Genomic DNA, 23,956 nt, shown 5'->3' on the forward strand with positions numbered 1-23,956 from the left:
ACATTTTATCTACACACTGTCTAAAAAAGAAGATACACACTAAAATCAGTGTGTATCTTCGGTATTTCTCTTTATTTTATTTTCGATAAACATCTTTGTAAGGTGAGCGATTTCCGCTTCTGAAATCGATAAACGATAGGCTTTTTCAATAATCATTAAATTCGTTCGAACGACATCTGTCTCTAAACGATTCTTTTTAAGGAACTCTTGGAGATCTTCAAAGCCTCTAGATTTTTCTCCTTTTAAAATGGCATCCACTAAAAAAGCTAGGTGAATCACGATACCTGCATCTACTCCAGGTTCTACAATAATATGCATATCTGCTTGAATCTGGTGAACCGTTTTTTGTAGCATAACAATCAGCTTTTGTAATGAATCAACTGTTGTAATAGTTTCTTGCAATGATTTAACGATTTTTTCTATCGGGACTTCATCCCCAGCAATGCGTTTCAAGACATTCAATTTCTCATCATCAAAAATATCATAGGCCGAGAAAAATGGAATATTCTGATATTCAACATCTACTGTTCCTGCTATTGCCTTAATTTCATATTCTTCCATCAAGCTATCTATGTGCTTCTTAAATGCCTCACGTTCCAAAAACTGCATTTGAATAATTTCAACTTTTTTCTCATCAATAACAGGAAAAATTCGTTGATATAACCTTGCGGCAACCCCTTCTCCTGTAAAACAAGTGACTACTACCGCTTTTTTTATTTCCTCTCGGCTTTGTAGACTCGTTCGGAATTGTTCACGAATAATACTTTCAAAAGACATTTGAATATTTTGATAGATATCTTCTAAGCTGCGACCAACACTTGCCATCCGAATGGCTTCTAAGACAATCATCGTACTAGTCATTGTAATTGCTTTTGTTCTAACTCCAGTTTCTTCAAAAATCATATGTCCAAAAGAATTAAGCGACCCCATATCTGTCAAAAGGAGCATACCATTTGATAAGCTTTCCTTATTTTGGCTAACATAACTCCTTAATTTTTCATACATCGTTTGAACTTCCATCGTTAAGGGCATATTCATCGCCACGCCTGTTTCAGTTCCTAACAATTCCTGTGCTGTTTTCAACATGCTTGAAGCCGTTGAGTCTCCATGCATTAATACAACAACCCCAACATTGTTAGCATAAATTTTTTCTTTATCGCCAACATTGATGGAAAGAAACATGCTGATAAATCCAATTTCGTCAAAAGGAATCTCAATATCATTTTCTTCTTCAATAATAGAGGACAAATCAATAGCTACTTGAAACTCTTTTTTTAGCTGCTTTCTAACTGTATTTAAATCTGGATGGACAATAACATGACCTTCTCTAACTCGATCAATGGTACTTTGTAAGTGTAGTGCAAAAGCGAATCGAGCCTTTTCACTGTAGGTTCGTTCTAATTTTTTTTCAGCGATATCATAAAGACGATTCGTTAATTTCCAAATGGACTCTGGTAACAATTCTTTATGAACTGGATTCTGTGTTAGCTCCTCTACATACGTCTGGAAATAAGCATCCATGTCTCGAGAAATTAACTCCTCTAAATCAACATTTTCAAGTTCGTTGGCTGATAAGATTGCCATTTTTTCTTCTATTTCGTTGTAAACTTTCATATCTCTAGCTGGATCTTGCGACCATACAACTTCATTTGATCCTGATTCGAAAGAAAGGTAATTTCGCTTGCTATCAACAAATCGATCAATATGATCAGCCATTTCCTTTACTTTTAGCAAGCCTTTCTGTACCTGTAGTGGTAAATCTCGTTTCCGAATCACTAAGCTAGATTCATTATGGGTTCGATAATGTAAGAACGATTTTGCACAAACCAATTTCAAATCTCTTTTGACTTGTCCGATATTTCCTTCTGCATCATAAAGCATAAAAGCTAAAATTGCTTCACGCTCAATATCAATTCGTTGCTGTAAGCGATTGGCTTCTTGTTTAATAAATAAAGAAATAATTTCATAGCGTTCATCAAACGAACGAGCATACAGTGAAGGTAAAGTTATTGCCATTGGAATTCGTCGGTTAAACGTTGTTAAAAAACTTTCCGAAGATTCAGTTGTTGCCCCAATAATTTGAACGGAGGCTTCATATGTTCGACTACTTTCTCCTAAAGGTCGATAGACACCTTTATCAATGAAAGTAAATAGCATCTCTTGTCCCTCTGGTGGTAAGCGATGAATCTCATCCAGAAATAAAATACCTCCATCGGCTTCCGACATTAAACCTGGACTATCTTCACTGGCGCCTGTATAAGCTCCTTTTTTTATCCCAAAAATATGACCAAAAAGTAATTGTGGATTTTGAGCGTAATCTGCACAGTTAAAGGAAACAAATGGTGCTTCTTCTGGTAATGTTTTGGAATCTATTGCAAAATGATACATACATTCAGCAAATAATGATTTACCTGTTCCTGTTTCACCGAAAATAATGGTATGTAAGCCTCTGGGTGGGTAAAGAATCGCTGCTTTAGCTTGCTGAATGCTAATTTTTAGCGAATCATTTACTCCAACTAAGTTTTCAAAGGTGACTTCACTTGAACTATCTACATGAACTTTATCTTCTTCTCCCCTAATTGAATAAACAACCGGCCGCCCATCACTCTTAGCAATCTTACGTTCTTTAAATAGCTCACTTAAATAGCGGCTAGCATTGCTTCGATCAATGGCTAATTCTTCTGCCACATCTCCAGCAGTCATTCCTTCAGTTTTGGATTCTAAGACAGCTAAAATTTCTTCTTTCCTAGATTTCATGGAATCCTCCCTCTGTTTATTGATTCCGGTTATTTTTATTAACCTTTACGTCTAGCGCCTTTATTTTTGCTTTTTTTTGTTCTTTTTTTCTTTTTTGGTGCTTTTTCTTTGATTACTTCAATTGGTTTCTCTTGCTTTTCTGGAGTTTCTATCGTCTTTTTAGGTTGTTTGCTGATTGCTTTTTTAGGTGTAGTTTCAACTTGTGAAGCTTCTGATTTTTCTTTGCGCTCTAAATGCAATTCACCATCATAAAGAAAAACTTCTTTGGTCTCATAACAAATTTTTTTCATTAATCGTTGATAATCACGTTTAGTTGCATCATTAATAAAAGTCAGGACTACTCCGTCGGCTCCCATCCGCCCAACTCTACCTGCGCGGTGAATATAACTTTCTTCTGATAAAGGAACTTCAACATTTACTACATAAGGAACTTCTTTAAAATCTAACCCTCTAGCCCCAATATCTGTTGTTAATAATACATTCACTCTTTTAGTCGAAAATTGGTCAATAGCTAGTTTTCTTAGACTCTTATTTTGATCCGATGCCAATCCTACAACAGGAATTTGTTGGTATATCATTTTCTCTTCAGCTGCACCTAGCTCTGATACTTGGTTAAAAAAGACCATGCTTCTAAAGTTAGTAGTGTAAGACAAGCTTCTTAAATAGTCGATTTTTTTTCTAGGTGACAAACGCATAAAGTAATGGTGAACTTGTCCTGCTGAGCGATCTTCTGTCGAAACATCGACAACAGATAATTTATCAGCTAATTTTTCAGCTTCCTCAATCACTCGATCTGCAGTTGCTGAATAAAATACAACTTGATATTTCGTAGAGGAACTATCTAAAATTTGTTTCGTTAAATTTAATTCAGATTCATGAAACAGTTGATCGACCTCATCCATTACAATTGTTTTTAGTAAATGACTTTTTATTTTTTTAGCCTTTATTAGCTCTAAGACTCTACCAGGTGTCCCAACTAGTACTTCTGGTTTCTTTTTTAATTTATCAATTTGACGACTAACATTAGCTCCGCCAATTAAACTTTGTGTTCTTAATTGGATAAGAGAGCCCCATTCTTGTGTCACCTTACTAATCTGCATCGCTAACTCTTGCGAAGATGCTAAGATCAATAATTGACTACCAGTTTCTTTTTCTACATTTAATAGTAATGGTAATAAATATGCTAAAGTCTTCCCTGAACCAGTTGGAGAAATTCCTAATACATTCTCCTGATTTTTTAATAAGGTAAAACTCTTTTCTTGAATCAGTGAGGGTTCATCAAAGCCCGATGAACGCCAATGTTTTTGCCATATTTCAGGTAATTGTTCAATAAATGTCATAAGTAATCCTTTCTTATTGAAAATAAAGAATGCCTCTTAAAATAAAACATATCTAAAACCTTCAGCGACGAGTAGTTTAGCAAATATACTAAAATAAACAAATAAGCAATATTTACTCAAAAGAGCTCTTATCATAAGCCATATATCTATGATAAAGGATTTGTTCACTATTGTTGTATAAACAAGAGAGACTAAACAGTATTTTACCCTGAACAAGTTTATCTTATAGATTACATAAACTGCCTTTTTCTATATTTCGGCTGTCGGTTTCAGACACATACAAATAGAAAGAGGAGGTTTAGTTACATCCCACTTTCTATTATTTCAGTCTATTAAAGTTCAGAGAAATTCTTTTATTTGTCCGCAGTAAAAACAATCCCAGCACTTTTTCGTAGTGTTGTGACCACTTTATTCACATTACGAGCTAGTTCTATCCATTCCTCGTACTTTAAGCCCCAGTCTTTATCTGTGGGGTTTAAAATAACTTCTGCAAAATCTAATGCTTCTTCAACCATGGGGTTTTCTTCCACCGTTAATGAAATAATATCGGTCTCTTTGCGGTTTCTATCATGAAACTCAGCTTTAGAAATAGCATTAATTCCATCTAAAACTAAGGTACCATTTTCAAAATAAATTTCTGAATCTAAGAAAGAGTCACCAATTTTTCCAGCTTGTAATGTTACATCAAACTCATCATAACGCAAAATTGCCGTTCCTAATCCATCAACACCTGTTGCCACTTTTTTCGCAAAATAATGACTTTCTTTAGGCATCCCAAACCAAGCAATCGTTGCGTATATTAAGTATACTCCTAAATCCATTAAAGCGCCGCCTGAAAAATGAGGAGAAAATATATTTGGTTCTTGTCCATCAAGTACTTGGTCATATCTAGAAGAATACTTCATATAAGAAAAATTCGCACCGATAATTCGATTTTTTAATGGCATTAAATCTCCAATCTTTTTAAAGCTGGTTTCATGAATATTCCGAGCTGCTTCAAAAAAGAAGACTTTTTGTTGGTTCGCTAACTGGATAATTTCATCCATTTCTGCTGGATTCGAAAAAGCTGGTTTTTCAACAATCACGTTTTTCTTAGCTAAAATCGCTTGTTTTGCCTGTTCAAAATGCAATGAATTAGGTGAGGCAATATAAACGGTATCCATATGCTCAATTCCAAAGAAAGTTTCTAAATCGATTGCGTATTCAACATCGCCATATTTACTGCCAAATTCTTGTGCTGACTCTAATTTTCTTGAATAAACTGCAGTTAAATCGTATTTTTTTGTTTCCAGTGCTGCTGCTACGAATTGATGACTAATCCAGTTTGTTCCAATAACACCTAAATGAATCATTTTGAATCCCTCACTTTTCTTTTTTGTTTTTTCAGATAAATCCTAATTAACAAAGCTACGTAATTATTTTTATCTATTTGGATCTTCAAACTCCTGATTCAACTCAAAAGGAATTTGTTTTTGAATATCAATGGTTGCAGGGGATACTTGGCAACTATAAGCAAGCACATGAACTCCTGCTTTTTGTCCTAAAGAAATTGCTTCTGCAAGTGATGGCTGCATTTTTTCGTGAATTGTTGCTGTCTTAACTTTTTCAAATTGAATGATAAAAAGAACATAGCATTGGTAGCCTATTTTTTTAGCTTTGATTAGTTCTTCGACATGCTTCAAGCCACGGATTGTCGGTGCATCAGGAAAAGCACCAATTTCATTATTTTCTAAAGTCATTCCTTTTACTTCAACGAATGCTTGCTCTCCTTGGTCTGTTTCAACTAGAATATCAAATTTGGAATTACCAAATTTTTGTTCTCTCTTTAAAGAACAAATTTCTCCAGCTAAACCTGGTAACAAAATCTTCTTTTCTAGTAATCCTTCACTTGCTAGCTGGTTAGGAACTTGGCTATCAATATTAATCCATTCCTCTACTTTTTTGACTGCAATTAGATCATAGTCTGTTTTTCTTTTTTCAGAGGCTTGATAACTTAATGCAACTTCTGTATCAGGGAATAATAATTCCTTACAGCGCCCTGTATTCTTCACATGGACTGTGACTATTTCTCCAGAATCAATCAATTGACATTCTGCAATAAAGCGATTTGGACGTTTAATAAACCTTGCTAGATGTACTTCTGGATATATTATCATTGTAACATCCTTTCTATGAAACAATACCACATTTCATCGTAAAAAGCATAGCTAATCTTCACGTAAATGTAAATAGAAAAAGGCTAAACGAATTATTTCACTTGCCAAAAAAAAAATCCATTTATTGTTTTCTTTACATTCCCATAACTTCTTTCTACAAATAGATTAAAATAGTGTCTAGTTGATTAAATTTTGTTTAGGAAATGATTTAATTCTCTTTTTTCCTTACTTTCGTGTTATGCTTATTTTATCAAAACATGTAGGGGGTTGATACGATGAAAAAACATTGGTCATTTTTATTAGGTGCTTCATTACTCACTGGATTTGCTGGTTCTTTTTTTCTAAAAAAGAAGCGTGAAATAGAACAAACAGAATTACCAGCGAACAATTTATATAAAATTTATAGTGGCTCATGGTGGTTTGTAAACAAACTAAAAGCAACACAACATACGTTAGAAATTGATGACAAGCTAACTATTACCATTGATGGGAAAGAGCTTCAATACTTGTTAATAGAACTAAATTCCCAACGATTAGTTGCTCAGGATGAATTTGGCTATCATCTAATCGTTCAATGTAATCGCAATAGTACCCCAACTTCTCTATATGACGAAGCCGATGATTGTACTTACCTTTTAGAACCCGTTCTTTCTGTGGACGAATTAGCAAAATAAAAGAACATAGTTCCCAGCAATTAAAAAATTGTTTGTTGGGAACTATGTTTTTATAATTCTTCGATTACTTTTCGGTCTTCAGTTTTGCTTAATTTTCCTTCTCTATTAGCCAGTTCCTCTTTAATCTCATCAAGAGAAACCTCTTGCTCTACTAATAGTACTAACATATGATAGACCAAATCAGCAGTCTCATTAATTAGTTCCTGTTTATCCTCGTTCTTAGCAGCAATAACAACTTCTGTTGCTTCTTCGCCAACTTTTTTTAAAATTTTATCTATTCCCTTATCAAATAAATAATTTGTATAAGACCCTTCTCTTGGCTCTTTCTTTCGTTCCAGAATTTCTTGATATAATGGCTCAATCACTTGTTTCTACCCCCTTTACAAGATTGAAAAAACAGCTATGCTTTCCTGTATGACAAGCTGGTCCAGTTTGTTCGACAGTAATTAGTAGTGTATCTTGGTCACAATCCAAGAAAATTTCTTTTACTTTTTGAATGTGTCCACTACTTTCGCCTTTATTCCAAAGAGCTTTACGAGATCTTGAGTAGAACCAAGTGGTATTAGTGGCTAGTGTTTTAGCATAGCTTTCTTCATTCATGTAAGCTAACATAAGAACTTCTTTTGTCGCTTCTTCAACAATAATAGTTGGAACTAATCCTTTAGAAAAATCCGGCTTCATAAACGAACCTCCACGTCCTGCTCTTTTAAGAAATGCTTTAGTTCAGGAATTTTGACTTCACCATAGTGGAAAATACTTGCTGCTAAAGCTCCTGTCACTTCCGTCTCTTTAAATACTTCTAGAATATCTCCTGAATTTCCACAACCACCTGAGGCAATGACTGGAACTGTGACAACCTCACAAATTGCTTGATTTAAAGCTACGTCATAGCCTTTTTTAGTGCCATCAGCATCCATACTCGTCAACAAAATTTCTCCAGCTCCTAAAGCAACAGCCTCTTTCGCCCATTCCACTGCATCCAATCCGGTATCTTCCCGACCTCCTTTGACAAAAACATGCCAAGAGTCTCCTATTCTTTTAGCATCAATAGCCACCACGATACATTGTGATCCAAATTTTTCTGCTCCCTCTTTAATAAGCTGTGGATTCACAATAGCTGCGGAATTTAATGAAATCTTATCCGCGCCTGCTTGCAGTAATTTTTTCATATCTGCAACAGAACGAATACCACCACCAACTGTCAAAGGAATAAAAACCACGGCAGCTGTTCGTTCAACTACCTCTAGCATGGTTTCTCTCTCATCACTAGTTGCAGTAATATCTAGGAAAACAAGCTCATCAGCGCCTTGTTCATTATAGACTTTGGCAATTTCTATAGGGTCACCAACTTCTTTCAAATCAACAAAATTTACGCCTTTTACAACTCGACCATTGGTTACATCTAAGCAAGGAATAATTCGTTTAGTCAACATAGTCTTCAACCTCCAACATATCCGCTAATGTGATCGCCCCGTTATAAAATGCCTTGCCTACAATCGTTCCGTGAACACCAATTTTTGCTAATTCTACTAAGTCTGCTTTATCGCTAACACCGCCTGAGGCAATAATTTGAACATTAGGTACAACATCCATCAACTTTTTGTAATGGTCAAAAGAAGGACCTTCCAGCGTTCCGTCTTTTGCGATATCTGTATAAATAATTGTTTTTACTCCAATAGTCTCCATTTCTTTTGCCATCTGAAGATAATCTGTTTCGCTAACGTCTAACCAACCGCTCACAGCTACTTTACCATTTTTCGCATCAATTCCTACAGCGATTTTTTCTCCATAACGTGTAACAGATTCTTTTACTAGCTCTGGATTACTCAACGCTGCTGAACCAATGATTACACGATCAATGCCCAATTCAAGGTATTGTTCAATCTGTTCCATTGAGCGGATTCCTCCACCAACTTCAATTTTCAAGCCCGTTGCTGCTTTCATTTTTTCAATTAAACTAGCATTTTCTGTTTTTCCAGTCAACGCACCATCTAAATCTACGACATGAATCATTTGAATCCTAGCATCTTTAAACTCTTTGGCTTGAGCAATTGGGTTGGGATTGACAATTGTTTTTTGTAAAAAATCTCCTTGAACTAAACGAACAGCTTTACCTTCACGAATATCAATTGCTGGTAATATCTGCATTTTTTACAACCTCCTTAAATGCTTGTAAAATTTCTAAACCGACGGCACTACTTTTTTCGGGATGAAATTGAGTTCCCAAAATATTGTTTTTTGAAATCATCGCTGGAATTTTAATGGAATACTGACTCATTGCATCAATAGCTTCCCAACTACAATCCGTAAAATAAGAATGGACAAAATAGACATATTTTCCATTTAAACCTTTTGATAAAGCGGTCTCTCGCGTCACAATTAATTCATTCCACCCCATATGAGGAACAGGAAACATTTTATCTACAGGGAGAGGTTCACAAATCCCTTCAATTAGCCCCAAACCTTCTGTAAAACCATTCTCAAGACTTCCTTCTAATAGTAGTTGCATACCTAAACAAACCCCTAAAATTGGCTTACCATTTTTGGCTAATTCTTGAATTAACGGTACCAAGTCTCTTTTATGAAGCTCTTCCATCGCAACTGAAAATGCACCTACTCCTGGTAAAATCAAACCATCAGCCTGTCTAATCTCTTCATGATTTGCCGAAATTTTATTTTCAAGCCCAACAAAATTTAACGCTTTTTGTACATTTCTAGTATTTCCTGTGTCATAGTCAATGATTACAATCATTTATAGGATTCCTTTCGTGGAATTGATTCCCTGAATCTCTGGATTTTCTGTAATTGCTTCTCTTAAAGCCCGTCCTGTTGCTTTGAAAAGAGCTTCAATCTTATGATGCGTATTTTTCCCATGAAGAATTTTTAAATGTAAATTCATTTTAGTGTTAAACGCCAAGGCTTGGAAAAACTCTTCTGTTAATTCAGTATCGAAAGCACCTAATTTGGGGTTATCAAACGCTGCATCAAAAACTAAAAATGAACGACCACTAAGATCTAAAGAAGCCATTCCTAAAGACTCATCCATCGGTACAAAACTAGTTCCATAACGATTAATTCCTTTTTTATCTCCTAAAGCTTCCACAATACATTGTCCTAAAACAATTCCCACATCTTCTACAGTGTGATGACTATCAACCTCTAAATCGCCGTCTACTTTCACTTCTAAAGAGATTCTGCTATGTCTAGCAAATAAAGTGAGCATATGATCAAAAAAGCCCACACCAGTATCAATACAGACTGGTTCTTGCTGATCTAAATTCAAAGATAGCTCAATCTTTGTTTCCGCTGTTTCACGTTTTAGCGTCGCTTTTCTCATTTTTCTTCCTCCTCAAATCGCACATCAATTGCTCTGGCATGAGCTTCAAGTCCTTCTTTTCTCGCCAAAATAGTAATCGCTTCTTTGACTTCTTTTAACGCTTCTTTTGTATAATATGTTACTTGACTATATTTCACAAAATCATATACACCTAATGGCGAATAAAATTTAGCAGTCCCACTTGTAGGCAACACGTGATTCGTTCCTGACAAATAATCGCCAACTGGTTCAGAAGCATAGGCACCTAAGAAAATCGAACCTGCATTTCTGATTTTGTGTAAATGACTGACAGGATCTTCCATTTGCACTTCCAAATGTTCTGGTGCAAGTCCATTCATAATATCAAACATTTCTTGCTGCGTTTCAACAACAATCAACTTTCCAAAAGCATCCATCGCTGCTTGGGCGATTTCATTTCTAGGCAATGTTTTTAGTTGTTTTGCGACTTCTGTTTCTACTTCTAGTGCTAATTTATGACTAGTTGTGACTAAAATGGCTCTTGCTAATTTATCATGTTCTGCTTGCGACAATAAATCAGCTGCGACAAAGACGGGATTTGCTTGTTCATCAGCCAAAATACCTATTTCAGATGGTCCTGCAATCATATCAATTCCAACTAAACCAAAAACTTGTTTTTTGGCAGTGGCTACAAAAATGTTGCCAGGCCCTACAATCTTATCTACTTTAGGAATGCTCTCTGTACCATAAGCTAAGGCCGCAACTGCTTGGGCCCCACCAATTTGATACACAGCGTCAACTTCTGCAATTTTAGCAGCAGCTAAAATTACATCTGGAATTCCTGCCTTTGATGGAGGTGTAACCATGATTACTTCTTTTACTCCAGCAATTTTAGCTGGCAAAACATTCATTAAAACAGACGAAGGATACGCCGCTGTTCCTCCTGGGACATAAACCCCTACTCTTTCTAAAGGTAATACTCGTTGTCCTCGAAAAACACCATTTTTTTCATGGTCCATAAAATCATATTGCTTTTGTTTTTGATGATAACTAAGAATATTTTTTTTAGCTACTTCTAACGCTCTTATGACTTCTGGCTCAACGCGACGATAACCTTCCTCAATTTCCTCTTTTGAGAGCTTAAAATTTTCCAATTGAACCTTATCAAAATTCTCTGTAAACTGGCGGAGGGCTTGATCGCCATTTACATTCACTTGTTGAATGATCTCTCGAACTTGTTGCTCTATTTGCTGATTTTCTTCGTTAGTATTTCGCTGTGCCTGTTTCAGTTCACTTAGTATATCTATTAGGTTACCTGTTAACCACTTCAATTGTCATTCCCTCCTTCTATCACTGGTTCTAGTTGATCGAACAATTGAAAAATTTCACTTCTTTTTCGTTTTAGTGCTGCTTTATTAACAATTAATCGAGCTGAAATCAAACAAATATCTTCAAAAATTTCTAAGCCATTTTCCTTTAACGTTGTTCCTGTTTCGACGATATCTACAATCGCATCGGCCAAACCCAAAACAGGAGCAATTTCTACCGATCCTTCGATTTTAATGATTTCCACATCTTCTCCTTTTTCGCGAAAATAATCCGAAGCAATTGTAGGATACTTCGTAGCAATTCTTTTTCTTTTATGATCGTTGGGTTCATAGCTTGGAATAGAAGCCACTGAGAATTTACATTTTCCAATGCCTAAATCTAGCATCTCGTAATACCCATGAGGATGTTCAACCAAAACATCTTTTCCCACAATTCCGATGTCTGCCACTCCATGTCGGACATAAGTTGTGACATCAGCAGCTTTTACCAATAAAAATTTGAATCGTTGATCTGGACTAGTGAAGATTAATTTCCGCTGTTTTTCTTGCATAAAAGAACAATTAATTCCAGCCTTTTCAAACAAAAAAAGTGTTTGTTGTTCTAGTCTTCCTTTTGTTAAAGCAATCGTTAAACAGGCCATTCTTCTTCACCTACTTTTATCGTTTTTATACCCGCTTTTGTCACTTCTAGTATTTGCTTGTACTGCCATTTTTTTCCATACGTAACTGCTTCTTCCAACGTATCAAATAAAGAAAGTTGATACGTTGGTTCTTCTTTGACTATTTTTTCCATTTTATTTATTTGGTCAATGCTTCCATGCACAAGTGTTGTGGTTTGTTTCAAAGGTGCTAACGTGTTTAACTGGTATTGCAATGCTACTAAAATATCTAAATTAATTCCTAATCCTACAGCTGGAATTGGCTCCACTCCAAATTGTTCTACTAAAGAATCGTAGCGTCCTCCTCTTAAAAAAATTTCAGGAATTAAATCAGCATAGCCACTAAATAGAACTCCTGTGTAGTAATCCATCAAAGCAACTAACCCTAAATCAACAGTTAGTGAAATCTTTGGATAAACTTCTTGAATACATATCATCAACTCTTCCAACTCTGTCACAGTCCGCAATATTTCAGATTCTTGTGGAAGTAATTCATAAGCAATTGAGAAAACTTCCCTCGGAGAACCAAAAAGTCTTGGCATTGCACAAATAAATGAATCCAATTCACTACTATATTTAGACGTAAATTTTTGTAAATCACTTACATTTTTGTTGTAAAAATAGGATTGCAATTCCTTTGCTTCTTTTTTAGATAACTTCAAAAAAGCAACAATTTGTCTGAAAATCTGAGCATGACCTAGCTCAAAATGAAAATTAGGAATTTTTAGTTCTTCTAAAATTTCTACAGCACAAGATAAACATTCTATCTCAGCTTTTATCGAAGAATAACTAATTAATTCAATCCCTGCTTGCGTCAATTCATTTTGTTCCCCTAACATTTCATCATTTAAGCGAAAGACCTTGCCACTATATGAAAGCTTTAAAGGTGGTTGAATTCCCGTTGTCGCAAGCACTCGTCCAATTGGCATTGTCATATCGGGTCGTAATACCATAAGTCGACCTTGCTTATCAAAAAATCGATAAAAATCTTTTTCATCTTTTTCTTGCTGCTTAAAAACAGCTTCAAATTCAATACTTGGTGTATCAATTCTTTGGTATCCTCGTTGAGTCAAAATAGTATTCACTTGTTTTTCTACTTGATAACTACCATTGGCTTCACGAAAAAGCTTATCTTTCGTTCCAGATGGTAAACTTCGATTCCAGTTCATCTAGCCACTCCTTTATTCTTTTAATCAATGCAAAAAGTCCTCTTGGCAAATAAGCCAAGAGGACGAGAATTATTTTCACGTGGTCCCACCTCAGATTTACTTTTACTTCACAGCAAAAGACTCTGTTAGTCAAAAAGACTACAAGTTATAACGGGCTCAACCGATTTTTCTTAACTATGTAGAAAAATGGAACCACTACTTCTACAAAAAGACAGCTGGGAAAAACTACTTACAGGTTTGTTCAGTGAAGACCTATTATTTCCTCTCACCAACCGGAAACTCTCTAAAATAGATTTATTCACTTACTATTCTGATCATCGTAATTTCATTTTATTCTCATTTATTTTTAAACACTTTATCATGAAAACTAAAAAAGGTCAACTGTTTTTTTAGCTAAAAAGTTTCTAAAACTTTTTACTTGGGGTATTTAATTTGAAAAGATAGCAGAACAGGAAATGTTTTTTCCGAAGCTAACTATTATAATAGACATATCGATTGGAGGAATGTCCCATGACAAAACGAATCATTTATCAAACTACCTCTTATATTGAAGAGCATCTAAAAACAGAACTTTCCCATGAAGAATTAGCTAACCAAGCAGGCTACTCTCTTTACTATTTTTATCGCCTTTTTTCTTTTATAACTAACAAGTCGCTTTCTTCTTACATCCTAGAAAGAAAATTAAAATATATCCTTTCCGAGATATCTATAGGAAAAAGTGCTGTAGATGCTGCACTTGAATATGGTTTTAATACGTATGCCGGTTTTTACAAAGCCTTTGTTAGAGAATACGGTTGCTCTCCTAAAAAATACCTCTCTATCTATGGCTTACAATCAAAAATAGCGAAACAAAAGGAGGAAATGTTTATGAAACTAAGTCACAAAGAAATTAGAAGCTTACTACAACATTGGCCGTTAGATTCATCTGTAAAAATAAGTGATGTATCAATTATGAATGGCGAAAAAATTTCAGAAAAACGCTGGAAAATTGGCAAGGACTATTATTTAACTGTATCACCTAATCGAGCAAAAGAATTGAAATCAATTGCAGTTGCCAAAGCTTTGCTAAATCAAGGTTTTCAGGCTCCTGTTCCTATTTTAACTAAAGAGAGACAAGAGTTTTTTGAAAATGATTATCTTATTGTATTGAAACAACGGGTACTAGGCACCACGTTATCTATAGCTGATTTCTACAAAAATCAACAATCTGCCACTACTGTTGGTTATGCTCTAGCTAAACTTCATCAAGCCTTTTTAGAACTAGAAGATCAAATTTTATGTGATCCATCTAATCTATTTTCTCTAGTTAGTCAATGGGCTTTACCTAATGTAAAAAAACAGGTAATTCAATGGTCATTAAATATTCCAGAAACTTTCTTTGACGATTATCTCAGCGTATTTAAAGTTTTAGAAAAGGCATTACCTAAACAAATGATTCATCGAGATCCTAATCCAGAAAATATTTTGTTTTTTGATGATTCAGTAAACGGTTTTATTGATTTTGATTTAGTAGAAAAAAATATTCGTCTTTTTGATCCTTGTTATTGCGCTACTGCTATTTTAAGTGGAACAAAAAAAGAAAAGTATGATGAATGGTTCCAAATTTTAGAAAACATTTTGCTTGGTTATGATAAAGAAAACAGGCTTTCCCCTGAGGAAAAACAAGCCATCTTTTATGTCATCTGTTCAATTCAAATGATTTGTGTCGCATACTTTGCTGAGAATGACGAACCTAATTTTAAATACCTAGCACAAACAAATCGGCAGATGCTTGAATTTATTGTTCAAAATAAAGAAAGAATATCAAAAATAGTTGTTTAGAAAAAGAAAAGGGGTTAAAAAAATTTACTTGTAGATATCCAAATAAGAACCTTATGTTTACAATTCAATTTTAAGTAAAAGCTAGCTATCTCTGAAGATTACTGTCCAACTAATTTTTCATTCTTCAATCCCAACATCAAAAAGGCTATTCGCTATTTTTTGATGTTCTTTTAATTGATTAACTTATTTTTTCTATGCTAGTAAAAAAAACAGACCTTTTCTCTCTTAATTAATTACAACCTCCTTATCAAATTTTTTAGATTATCTGATAACAAAACCAACATTTTCAAAATATTTGACTGTTTTTCTATACATATGCTTTTTTTGAGAAACAGACAAAAATAATGATTAGTTTAGTTTTATCCTTTAGAAAAAGGCTGCTGTTGCTCATCGCTATGCTGACACCAATAGGAAAAAAGGAAATCTTGTTTTGACAGTTACTTGACTAAAAAAGACTTCCAATTATTAGCTTTTATACCGATCCCATAAAGTTAGACTTGAAAATCTACCCTTTTGAGATCAATAAATAGTAACTAATTTGGAAGTCTTTTTCTCTTACTCTGGTTTAAAAGCCATCGTTGCTTGAACCGCTTGTTGCCAACCATCATATTTTTTTTGTCTTGTTTCTTCATTCATCAAAGGCTCAAAGCATTTCCCTTTTTGAATAAATTGTTGTAGCTCTTCGATATCTTTCCAATAGCCCACCGCTAAACCAGCTAAGTAGGCAACACCAAGAGCCGTTGTTTCTGAAAAAGAAGCAGCTTCTAACGGACGATTAATAATATCTGCTTGAAATTGCATTAATAAATCATTTTTTGATGCGCCACCATCCGCTCGTAAAAGCTTAATTGGAATATTCGATTCTTGTTCCATCGTTTTGACAACATCTGCTGTTTGATAACCTATTGATTCTAATGTCGCCCGAGTCAAGTGATCCTTTGTAGTTCCTCTAGTAATCCCAAAAATGGCTCCCTTTGCTTCTTGATCCCAATATGGTGCACCTAATCCTGTAAAAGCAGGCACAACATAAACCCCATCTGAGTCGGGTACATGACTCGCCGAAATTTCTGATTCAGCCGCACTTTCCACTAAATGTAATCCATCTCTTAACCATTGAATCGCCGAACCAGCAATAAAGATACTCCCTTCTAACGCATAAGTGATTTTACCATCAATTCCATAGCCTATAGTCGTCAACAAGCCTTTCGTCGATAGAATCGCTTGTTCCCCCGTATTCATCACAATAAAGGCTCCTGTGCCATACGTATTTTTAACCATCCCTTTTTCAAACGCAGCCTGACCAAAAAGAGCCGCCTGTTGATCTCCTGCCATTCCTGCAATAGGAACATTTTCTCCATGAAAAAGGTAATCTTCTGTCACGCCATAAATTTCTGAGTTTGAACAAACGTCTGGTAACATTTTTCTAGGAATTGATAAGATATCAAGAATTTCTTGATCCCAATCTAAATGGTGAATATTAAAAAGCATCGTGCGACTTGCATTTGTATAGTCTGTTTTGTGTGCTTTGCCATCGGTTAATTTCCACAAAAGCCAAGTGTCAACAGTACCAAACAATAATTCTCCAGCCTCAGCCTTCTCTCTTGCTCCTTCGACATTTTCTAAAAGCCACTTTAGTTTGGTTGCCGAAAAATAAGAATCGATAATCAATCCTGTTTTTTCTTGGATAAATGCTTGATAGCCACTATCCTTTAATTCATCCGCAATTTCGTTCGTTTGTTTAGACTGCCAGACAACAGCATGATAAATTGGTTCTCCTGTAATTTTGTCCCAAACAATCGTTGTTTCACGTTGATTCGTAATTCCAATTGCTTTGATTTGAAAAGGTTGTAAGCCAGACTGAATAAATACATCCGCAATCACAGACTGAACGGAATGCCAGATTTCATTTGCATCATGCTCCACCCAACCTGGATTAGGAAAATACTGTGTTAACTCTTTTTGTGCCTTCGCAACTTCTGTTCCTTGCCGATCAAAAATAATAGCCCTAGAACTCGTCGTTCCCTGGTCAATTGATAGTATATATTTTTCTTTTTTATCCATTTATTTCCCTCACCTTATTTTTTTAGTAAGATATATCTTACATCCACCTTTTTCAAGCTTTTTACACTGATAAAAAACTAGAAAATTTACTCTTCAAAACATTATATCAATTTCTGGATAACTAGTAAAAAGCATTTTCAAAATAAGGTCATTCTGATTACTAACTATCAAAAAACGTCTTCTAATGATATTCTAATCATTTTTCTTAAAATATAAATAATTTTGACTATTTAAACTGAACAAAAAAGGAAAACGCTACCAAAACTGTACATTACTCTCATTTTTACATAAAATGAAAATTACAGAAAAAAACTTTTAGATTAACATCTTATTAAATGGTCAAAAAAAGAATTTTCTGATAAACTAATTCTGATAGTTTCTTTGAAAGGATGAATAATATGACACCAAATCGCGAAGACTATTTAAAACTAATTTTTGAATTAGGCGGCGATGTAAAAAAAATCAACAACAAACAAATTGTTGCTGGTTTGAATGTATCTGCTGCTTCTGTAAGTGAAATGATCTCCAAGTTAGTAAAAGAAGATTTGGTAGAACACTCACCCTATCAAGGAGTCCAACTAACGGAACGAGGATTAAGAAAAGCAAGTACACTGATTCGTAAACATCGATTGTGGGAAGTCTTCCTTGTGGAACATTTGAATTATTCTTGGAATGAAGTACACGATGATGCAGAAGTCCTTGAACACGTAACCTCTAAAACATTAGAGAATCGTTTAGCTAACTATTTAAATTCGCCTCAGTTTTGTCCCCATGGAGGTGTAATTCCAGAAGATAACCAACCCGTTCATGAAAAATCTCGACAAACACTTATTGATTATCCAATAAATACTAAAATTCGAATAGCTCGTGTCTTAGATGAAAAAGATTTATTGGATTATTTAATGTCAATAGATTTAAAAATACATGAAGAATATATCATTACTGAAATAGCTGCTTATGAAGGACCAGTTACAATCAAAAATAATGAAAAAGAATTAGCGATCAGTTACAAAGCAGCAAGCACTATCTTTGTAGATCAGTCACTAGAAAGCGAGGACTAATATGGACGAAAAAATTGCTTTATTTACTATATTTGGTGGTACAGGAGATCTGGCTAAGAGAAAACTTTATCCTTCTTTATTCCGACTCTACCAAAAAGGTCTTTTAAAAGAACATTTTGCTGTTATTGGAACTGCTCGTAGAGAGTGGACAGATGATTACTATCGTGAAATTGTTCAAGATACTATAAAGGATTTAAATGGGACTCAAGAAGAAATCACTGCTTTCGCAAGTCACTTCTATTATCAAGCTCATAATGTAAACGACTCTGAAAACTATGATACTTTGAAAGCATTATCTGATGAATTAAATAATCGTTATCAGTTAGAAGGGAATCATATTTATTACTTGGCAATGGCACCACAATTTTTTGGCACAATCGTTCGACATTTGAAATCCCAAAATATTCTGACAGAAGAAGGTTTCGATCGCCTAATTATTGAAAAACCATTTGGAGCTGACTACAACTCAGCTAATGAGCTAAACGAAGAAATTCGAGCAGTTTTCCCAGAAAAAGATATTTTTAGAATTGACCACTACCTAGGAAAAGAAATGATTCAAAATATTTCTGCTATTCGGTTCGCCAATAATATTTTTGAATCTCAATGGAATAACCGCTACATTGATAATGTTCAAATTACTTTTTCTGAATGTCTAGGTGTAGAAGATCGTGGTGGTTACTATGACCATAGCGGTGCCTTAAAAGACATGGTGCAAAACCATATTTTACAAGTAGTCGCTCTTTTAGCTATGGAACCACCTGTTGCTTTTTCAGAAGCAGAAATTCGTTCCGAAAAAGTAAAAGCGTTAAAAGCCATTCGCCTTTATTCAGAAGAAGAAGCTTTACAAAATTTTGTTCGTGGACAATACGGTGCTGGTAAAATTGAAGACAATCAATATATTGATTATAGAGCAGAGCCTCATGTTCATGAAAACTCACAAATCGAAACATTTGTAGCTGGAAAATTCTTAATTGATAACTTTAGATGGTCTGGTGTTCCCTTCTACATTCGAACAGGAAAACGAATGACTGAAAAAGGAACTCGTATCAACATCGTGTTCAAGCAAGTTCCTGTCAATGTTTTCAGACGTGACTGTGACGAAAATATAGAAAAAACAGACTTACCACCCAATGTACTGACTATTTATATTCAACCTACTGAAGGTTTTTCACTCACTTTAAACGGAAAAGAAATCGGCCAAGGTTTCACTACCAGTCCAGCTAAGCTTGATTTTCGTCATAGTGCGGAAACAACTGCTAATAGCCCGGAAGCCTATGAAAAGCTGTTATTAGACGGCTTAAATGGTGACGGAACAAACTTTTCTCATTGGGACGAAGTTGCTCAGTCTTGGCGAATTATTGATATCATCCGCCAAGCTTGGGATAAAACACCTGTTGCTTTCCCAAATTATGCTGCAGGTACTATGGGACCAGAAGCAGCTTTTGATCTCTTGGCTCAAGATGGTTTTCACTGGGAATGGCAACCAGATACATGGTACCGTGAACGTGGAAAATTAGATTAATCTAGGGAAAACATAGAGGATGGAACAAAACTAAAATTCAGTTTTGTTCCATCCTCTAACCCCAAATAAACGGTGGTCAAAAGTCTGGGTCTTCTGAAATTTTCCGAAAATCACTCAATCCATAAAAGCGTATGGTGCGCTTTTCGGACCAATTTCTGACCCCGAAACGACTTCTGTCTCAACCTCTTTGCTTCCATCTTTAGATAAAAAATGACCAGAGAATATTCTTCTCCAGTCATTTTTTTACTTATTATGCTTCAAAGCCTTCCAAAACTGCTTCAGGGAAGTTTTCTTCTACAATTGTTGCACAACGACCACATAATTGTGGCAATTTTTCATCAGAACCAACATCTGTCCGAACCGCACGACAACGATCACAGGTTTCTCCCACTGCTTTTTCAACTAAAATGGACATATCATCAAATTTGATACTATTTTCTGAAATTGTTGCATCTTCATTAGCAACTTCAAAGTCAGAAACAATCAATAATTGTGCAATATCAGCATCCACTGCCGTTAATAATTGACGAACTTGCTCACTTGGATAAATAGTTATTTTCGCTTCTAACGATTTACCAATAAGCTTCGTATTCCGAGCTTCTTCCAAAGCTTTCAGTACATTGTCTCTAAACTCTAAGAAAGCTGTCCAGATGTCTAATAATTCCTCTTGATTAGCAAATTTTTGATAGCTAGGAAATTCTGCAAGTTGAACATATTCTTCCTCTTCTTTTAAATAACTCCAGATTTCTTCAGAAGTATGAGGAATAATTGGTGTCAATAATTTCGTTAAAGCTACGGCAATCTCGTAGAAGACGGTTTGCATACAACGACGTTGATAATCATTTTCCGCTTCTATATAAACCACATCTTTAGCAAAATCTAAATAGAAAGCAGATAAATCTACAGTTAAGAAATTCATTACCGAACGATAAATTTGCATAAAGTTGTATTTTTCATAACCTTTTTCACGAATTTCTTCGATTACTTGATTTAGTCGAACGACCATGTATTTATCTACTGAGCGCAATTCACTATAGGCAACCGTATGCTCTTTCGGCTTAAAATCACTTGTATTTGCCAGTAAGAAACGCATTGTATTTCTGATTTTACGGTATACTTCCGATACTTGAGATAAAATATCCATCGAAACACGTACATCGGCTTCATAATCAACACTACTTACCCATAGTCGCAAAATATCTGCTCCCATTTGCTTGATTACTTTATCTGGTACGATTGTATTCCCAAGTGATTTACTCATTTTACGTCCTTCACCATCTAAAGCAAAGCCTTGTGAAAGAACCGCTTTATAAGGAGCGACGCCATTAATCGCAACACTTGTTGTAATACTTGAATTAAACCAGCCTCTGTATTGATCTGAGCCTTCTAAATACATATCAGCAGGGAAACTCAACTCTGGACGTTGACGCAACACAGCCTCATGTGAAGAGCCAGAATCAAACCATACATCCATGATATCCGTTTCTTTTGTGAATAATCCATTTGGTGAATCTGGATGAGTGAATCCTTCTGGTAACAACTCTTTTGCTTCACGTTTAAACCAAACGTTAGAACCATGTTCAGCAAATAAGTTTGCTACATGTTCAATCGTTTCTGGTGTGATAATTGCTTCACCGTTTTCAGCATAAAATATTGGTAGTGGCACACCCCAAGCACGTTGACGAGAAATAACCCAATCACCACGATCACGAATCATGTTATAAAGACGTGTTTTGCCCCATGGAATAATCCAATCTACTTTTTCTACTTCATCTAAGATATTTTGACGGAATTTATCAATTGAAGCAAACCATTGCGGTGTTGCTCTAAAAATAACCGGTTTCTTCGTGCGCCAATCATGCGGATAACTATGAGTAAAGAAATCTAGTTTCAATAACGCATCTTTTTCATCCAACAAAGCGGTAATCATTGGATTCGCTTTATCATAAAAGACCCCTTCAAAGCCAGGAGCTTCTTCGGTAAAAATCCCTCTATTATCTAGGGGTGAAAGGACATCTAAATTATATTTTCTCCCAACAATATAGTCATCTTCCCCGTGTCCAGGAGCCGTATGAACGAGTCCTGTTCCTGCTTCAAGAGTCACATGATCCCCTAGCATCACAAGAGAGGTACGATCGTAGAACGGGTGCTGCGCAGTCATATATTCCATATCTTTTCCAGCAATTGTTTCAAGAATATTGACTTCATCCCAACCAATTGCCTCTTTAACAGTAGTTAGCAAGTCTTTGGCAACGACGTATTTTTTACCATAAGCTTCAACAACAACATATTGATACTCTGGATTTACCGAAATACCTAAATTAGCTGGCAAAGTCCAAGGAGTCGTTGTCCAAATGACTAGTGAAGTATCTGTATCCAAAAGTCCTTTTCCATCAACTATTTTGAACGCTACATAAATAGATGCAGATTTTACATCTTTATATTCGATTTCTGCTTCTGCTAAAGAAGACTCACTTGAAGGGGACCAATAAATTGGTTTTAACCCTTTATAAATGTAGCCTTTCTCGGCCATTTTACCAAAGACACGAATCTCAGCCGCTTCATAAGAAGGATCTAATGTCACATATGGATGTTCCCAATCCCCAGAGACACCCAGCCGTTTAAAGTCATTGCGCTGTGTATCAACCTGCGAACGAGCATATTCTTCACATTTCTCACGGTATTCCGCTAGTGTCATTTCTTTACGCTTAATCCCTTTATTTGTCAATACTTGCTCGATTGGTAAACCATGTGTATCCCAGCCAGGTACATAAGGCGCTCTAAAGCCTGACATAGATTTTGAACGAACAATGATATCCTTACTGATTTTGTTTAGAGAATGCCCTAAATGAATATTTCCATTTGCATAAGGTGGTCCATCATGCAGAATAAAAGCTGGTTTTCCTTCATTCAATTCTTGACGTTTTTCATAAATTTTCTTTTCATCCCACTCTTTTTGCCACTCTACTTCACGATTTGGTAAATTACCACGCATTGGAAAAGCTGTTTTTCCAAGTTGTAATGTTTCCTTCATTTTCATTTTATTAGCTCCTAACTTTCTTTATTTAAACTGCAAGAGATTTTTTTACTGATTTAACTAAACAAAAATCCTGTTCTACTTTAGCCATCTATTGATTTCTACGTTAGTAAATCATTTTATAATACAAAAAAGCACTCTCATCCCAAGGGACGAAAGTACTCGCGTTACCACCCAAATTTAGAATTACTTATTAGCTAAAAGTAATTCCCTCTATAATCGCTAACGAGATCAGTCGCCAAGTTCTACTTTTTTCAAACTCAGATTAAATAGAGGATCTTATCAATACCAGGGTCTATCAGTCTTTCACTCTCACTGACTCGCTATAAGAAATAACTATTGATTTTTCTGTTCTATTTCTAAATTATTTATTCTTCAATTGTTTCTGAATCAGAATATTCTACTCTTGATAGACCATCCATTGAGTAATCTTCCACTACTCCATCATTAACAACCTCAGTTGGTTGTGTAGTTGTATCCATCTCATCCAATTCTTTAGACAGAACTTCTTTGATAACTGTATGACTATCGCTAACATAACTAGAAAAAGGTTTTAACATGTCATTCCACTCTTCAGTCTTTACTTGCTCTAGCTGTGATTCTAACATTAAAATTAAACGTTGGTGAAAAACACGTGATTTCTTTTTCAAATCATCTGTTTCTACAGCTAATTGTCTTGCTCTTTCAGTTGCCTCAGTAAGAATATTCATCGCCTTTTCTTCTGCAGCACTTACTAAATTGCTTGATCTTTTTTCAGCAGCAGAAATCATTTCATTCGCTGTGTTTTCAGCAGATGTAACAATCACTTCTGATTCTCGGTTTGCACTTGTTTTAACTTTATCAGCAGTATCTTGCGCTACAATAATTGATTGATTCAATGCATCTTTTAATTCATTAAAATATTGTAACTTTTCTTCTGCATGTTTTAATGACTTTTCTAATTCTCTTACTTTTTGAAGAGAGTCTTCATAATCTTTGGTCACTTGATCTAAGAAATCATCTACATCATCTTGATTATAACCTCTCATTTTAGTAGAAAAGTTTTTATTTTGAATATCTAATGGAGTTAATGCCAT

General features: G+C 35.1%; 20 protein-coding genes and 1 other annotated feature. Of the genes, 4 read left to right on the forward strand and 16 right to left on the reverse strand.

Going from position 1 to position 23,956, the window contains the following annotated elements; genetic code table 11:
- Positions 1–45: 45 nt before the first annotated feature.
- The 4 genes from BCR26_RS11610 to sfsA form a co-directional block, all read right to left on the reverse strand.
- Positions 46–2,757 (reverse strand): sigma-54-dependent transcriptional regulator, encoded by a 2,712-nt coding sequence (locus tag BCR26_RS11610; protein ID WP_069699155.1) that lies wholly within the window; start codon positions 2,755–2,757, stop codon positions 46–48.
- A 38-nt stretch (positions 2,758–2,795) separates the two neighbouring features.
- A complete protein-coding gene (locus BCR26_RS11615) occupies positions 2,796–4,097 on the reverse strand; it encodes a DEAD/DEAH box helicase (RefSeq protein ID WP_069699156.1) in 1,302 nt (433 codons plus the stop codon).
- Between the two features lie 353 nt (positions 4,098–4,450).
- Positions 4,451–5,449 carry a Gfo/Idh/MocA family protein gene (locus tag BCR26_RS11620; RefSeq protein WP_069699157.1) on the reverse strand — a complete coding sequence of 333 codons (999 nt, stop codon included), beginning with the start codon at positions 5,447–5,449 and terminating at the stop codon, positions 4,451–4,453.
- A gap of 69 nt (positions 5,450–5,518) precedes the next feature.
- Positions 5,519–6,250, reverse strand: a complete 732-nt coding sequence (sfsA, locus tag BCR26_RS11625) for a DNA/RNA nuclease SfsA (protein ID WP_209591807.1) — start codon at positions 6,248–6,250, stop codon at positions 5,519–5,521.
- 278 nt (positions 6,251–6,528) lie between these two features.
- Here sfsA and BCR26_RS11630 point away from each other — a divergent pair, with 278 nt between their 5' ends.
- Positions 6,529–6,927, forward strand: coding sequence for a DUF4828 domain-containing protein (locus BCR26_RS11630; RefSeq protein ID WP_069699159.1), 399 nt, complete (start codon positions 6,529–6,531; stop codon positions 6,925–6,927).
- A 50-nt stretch (positions 6,928–6,977) separates the two neighbouring features.
- On the opposite strand, the gene hisE is transcribed toward BCR26_RS11630, so the two are convergent.
- The 9 genes from hisE to hisZ are packed head-to-tail and all read right to left on the reverse strand — an operon-like array spanning position 6,978 to position 13,378.
- On the reverse strand, positions 6,978–7,292 hold the full coding sequence (gene hisE, locus BCR26_RS11635) for a phosphoribosyl-ATP diphosphatase (RefSeq protein WP_069699160.1): 315 nt from the start codon (positions 7,290–7,292) through the stop codon (positions 6,978–6,980).
- Positions 7,285–7,608 carry a phosphoribosyl-AMP cyclohydrolase gene (gene hisI / locus BCR26_RS11640; protein ID WP_069699161.1) on the reverse strand — a complete coding sequence of 108 codons (324 nt, stop codon included), beginning with the start codon at positions 7,606–7,608 and terminating at the stop codon, positions 7,285–7,287. Before hisI ends, hisE begins: the two co-directional genes overlap by 8 nt.
- Complete coding sequence (hisF, locus tag BCR26_RS11645; protein ID WP_069699162.1) at positions 7,605–8,360, reverse strand: imidazole glycerol phosphate synthase subunit HisF; 756 nt, start codon at positions 8,358–8,360, stop codon at positions 7,605–7,607. Before hisF ends, hisI begins: the two co-directional genes overlap by 4 nt.
- Positions 8,350–9,075: a 1-(5-phosphoribosyl)-5-[(5-phosphoribosylamino)methylideneamino]imidazole-4-carboxamide isomerase gene (gene hisA / locus BCR26_RS11650; RefSeq protein WP_069699163.1), complete on the reverse strand. Its 726-nt coding sequence runs from the start codon at positions 9,073–9,075 to the stop codon at positions 8,350–8,352. The genes hisF and hisA overlap by 11 nt, the downstream gene beginning before the upstream one ends.
- Positions 9,053–9,679 carry an imidazole glycerol phosphate synthase subunit HisH gene (gene hisH, locus BCR26_RS11655; RefSeq protein ID WP_069699164.1) on the reverse strand — a complete coding sequence of 209 codons (627 nt, stop codon included), beginning with the start codon at positions 9,677–9,679 and terminating at the stop codon, positions 9,053–9,055. The genes hisA and hisH overlap by 23 nt, the downstream gene beginning before the upstream one ends.
- Positions 9,680–10,264 carry an imidazoleglycerol-phosphate dehydratase HisB gene (gene hisB / locus BCR26_RS11660; protein WP_069699165.1) on the reverse strand — a complete coding sequence of 195 codons (585 nt, stop codon included), beginning with the start codon at positions 10,262–10,264 and terminating at the stop codon, positions 9,680–9,682.
- Positions 10,261–11,553 (reverse strand): histidinol dehydrogenase, encoded by a 1,293-nt coding sequence (gene hisD / locus BCR26_RS11665; protein WP_069699166.1) that lies wholly within the window; start codon positions 11,551–11,553, stop codon positions 10,261–10,263. Before hisD ends, hisB begins: the two co-directional genes overlap by 4 nt.
- On the reverse strand, positions 11,550–12,191 hold the full coding sequence (gene hisG / locus BCR26_RS11670; protein WP_069699167.1) for an ATP phosphoribosyltransferase: 642 nt from the start codon (positions 12,189–12,191) through the stop codon (positions 11,550–11,552). The genes hisD and hisG overlap by 4 nt, the downstream gene beginning before the upstream one ends.
- Positions 12,179–13,378 carry an ATP phosphoribosyltransferase regulatory subunit gene (gene hisZ / locus BCR26_RS11675; RefSeq protein WP_069699168.1) on the reverse strand — a complete coding sequence of 400 codons (1,200 nt, stop codon included), beginning with the start codon at positions 13,376–13,378 and terminating at the stop codon, positions 12,179–12,181. The genes hisG and hisZ overlap by 13 nt, the downstream gene beginning before the upstream one ends.
- Positions 13,379–13,433: 55 nt before the next feature.
- Positions 13,434–13,705 (reverse strand) — a binding site (T-box leader).
- Positions 13,706–13,888: 183 nt separating this feature from the next.
- On the opposite strand from hisZ, the gene BCR26_RS11680 reads away from it, so the two are divergent.
- Positions 13,889–15,199: a helix-turn-helix domain-containing protein gene (locus tag BCR26_RS11680; protein ID WP_069699169.1), complete on the forward strand. Its 1,311-nt coding sequence runs from the start codon at positions 13,889–13,891 to the stop codon at positions 15,197–15,199.
- A gap of 555 nt (positions 15,200–15,754) precedes the next feature.
- On the opposite strand, the gene glpK is transcribed toward BCR26_RS11680, so the two are convergent.
- Positions 15,755–17,260 carry a glycerol kinase GlpK gene (glpK, locus tag BCR26_RS11685; RefSeq protein ID WP_069699170.1) on the reverse strand — a complete coding sequence of 502 codons (1,506 nt, stop codon included), beginning with the start codon at positions 17,258–17,260 and terminating at the stop codon, positions 15,755–15,757.
- A gap of 398 nt (positions 17,261–17,658) precedes the next feature.
- On the opposite strand from glpK, the gene efaR reads away from it, so the two are divergent.
- Together efaR and zwf are read left to right on the forward strand one after the other, a co-directional pair.
- On the forward strand, positions 17,659–18,321 hold the full coding sequence (gene efaR, locus BCR26_RS11690; protein WP_069699171.1) for a transcriptional regulator EfaR: 663 nt from the start codon (positions 17,659–17,661) through the stop codon (positions 18,319–18,321).
- Position 18,322: 1 nt separating this feature from the next.
- Positions 18,323–19,843, forward strand: coding sequence for a glucose-6-phosphate dehydrogenase (gene zwf, locus BCR26_RS11695; RefSeq protein WP_069699172.1), 1,521 nt, complete (start codon positions 18,323–18,325; stop codon positions 19,841–19,843).
- Between the two features lie 250 nt (positions 19,844–20,093).
- On the opposite strand, the gene ileS is transcribed toward zwf, so the two are convergent.
- A complete protein-coding gene (ileS, locus tag BCR26_RS11700) occupies positions 20,094–22,883 on the reverse strand; it encodes an isoleucine--tRNA ligase (protein WP_069699173.1) in 2,790 nt (929 codons plus the stop codon).
- A gap of 365 nt (positions 22,884–23,248) precedes the next feature.
- The gene (locus BCR26_RS11705; protein WP_069699174.1) at positions 23,249–23,956 is read right to left on the reverse strand and encodes a DivIVA domain-containing protein; all 708 of its coding nucleotides are present in this window, start codon (positions 23,954–23,956) and stop codon (positions 23,249–23,251) included.

The sequence above is a fragment of the Enterococcus rivorum genome (assembly GCF_001742285.1).
Lineage (GTDB): Bacteria > Bacillota > Bacilli > Lactobacillales > Enterococcaceae > Enterococcus_L > Enterococcus_L rivorum.

Coding starts and splice junctions, on each gene's coding strand:
- BCR26_RS11610 (WP_069699155.1), bottom strand. CDS start 2,757: ATGAAATCTAGGAAAGAAGAAATTTTAGCTGTCTTAGAATCCAAAACT.
- BCR26_RS11615 (WP_069699156.1), bottom strand. CDS start 4,097: ATGACATTTATTGAACAATTACCTGAAATATGGCAAAAACATTGGCGT.
- BCR26_RS11620 (WP_069699157.1), bottom strand. CDS start 5,449: ATGATTCATTTAGGTGTTATTGGAACAAACTGGATTAGTCATCAATTC.
- BCR26_RS11630 (WP_069699159.1), top strand. CDS start 6,529: ATGAAAAAACATTGGTCATTTTTATTAGGTGCTTCATTACTCACTGGA.
- hisI (WP_069699161.1), bottom strand. CDS start 7,608: ATGAAGCCGGATTTTTCTAAAGGATTAGTTCCAACTATTATTGTTGAA.
- hisF (WP_069699162.1), bottom strand. CDS start 8,360: ATGTTGACTAAACGAATTATTCCTTGCTTAGATGTAACCAATGGTCGA.
- hisA (WP_069699163.1), bottom strand. CDS start 9,075: ATGCAGATATTACCAGCAATTGATATTCGTGAAGGTAAAGCTGTTCGT.
- hisH (WP_069699164.1), bottom strand. CDS start 9,679: ATGATTGTAATCATTGACTATGACACAGGAAATACTAGAAATGTACAA.
- hisB (WP_069699165.1), bottom strand. CDS start 10,264: ATGAGAAAAGCGACGCTAAAACGTGAAACAGCGGAAACAAAGATTGAG.
- hisG (WP_069699167.1), bottom strand. CDS start 12,191: ATGGCCTGTTTAACGATTGCTTTAACAAAAGGAAGACTAGAACAACAA.
- hisZ (WP_069699168.1), bottom strand. CDS start 13,378: ATGAACTGGAATCGAAGTTTACCATCTGGAACGAAAGATAAGCTTTTT.
- BCR26_RS11680 (WP_069699169.1), top strand. CDS start 13,889: ATGACAAAACGAATCATTTATCAAACTACCTCTTATATTGAAGAGCAT.
- glpK (WP_069699170.1), bottom strand. CDS start 17,260: ATGGATAAAAAAGAAAAATATATACTATCAATTGACCAGGGAACGACG.
- efaR (WP_069699171.1), top strand. CDS start 17,659: ATGACACCAAATCGCGAAGACTATTTAAAACTAATTTTTGAATTAGGC.
- zwf (WP_069699172.1), top strand. CDS start 18,323: ATGGACGAAAAAATTGCTTTATTTACTATATTTGGTGGTACAGGAGAT.
- ileS (WP_069699173.1), bottom strand. CDS start 22,883: ATGAAAATGAAGGAAACATTACAACTTGGAAAAACAGCTTTTCCAATG.
- BCR26_RS11705 (WP_069699174.1), bottom strand. CDS start 23,956: ATGGCATTAACTCCATTAGATATTCAAAATAAAAACTTTTCTACTAAA.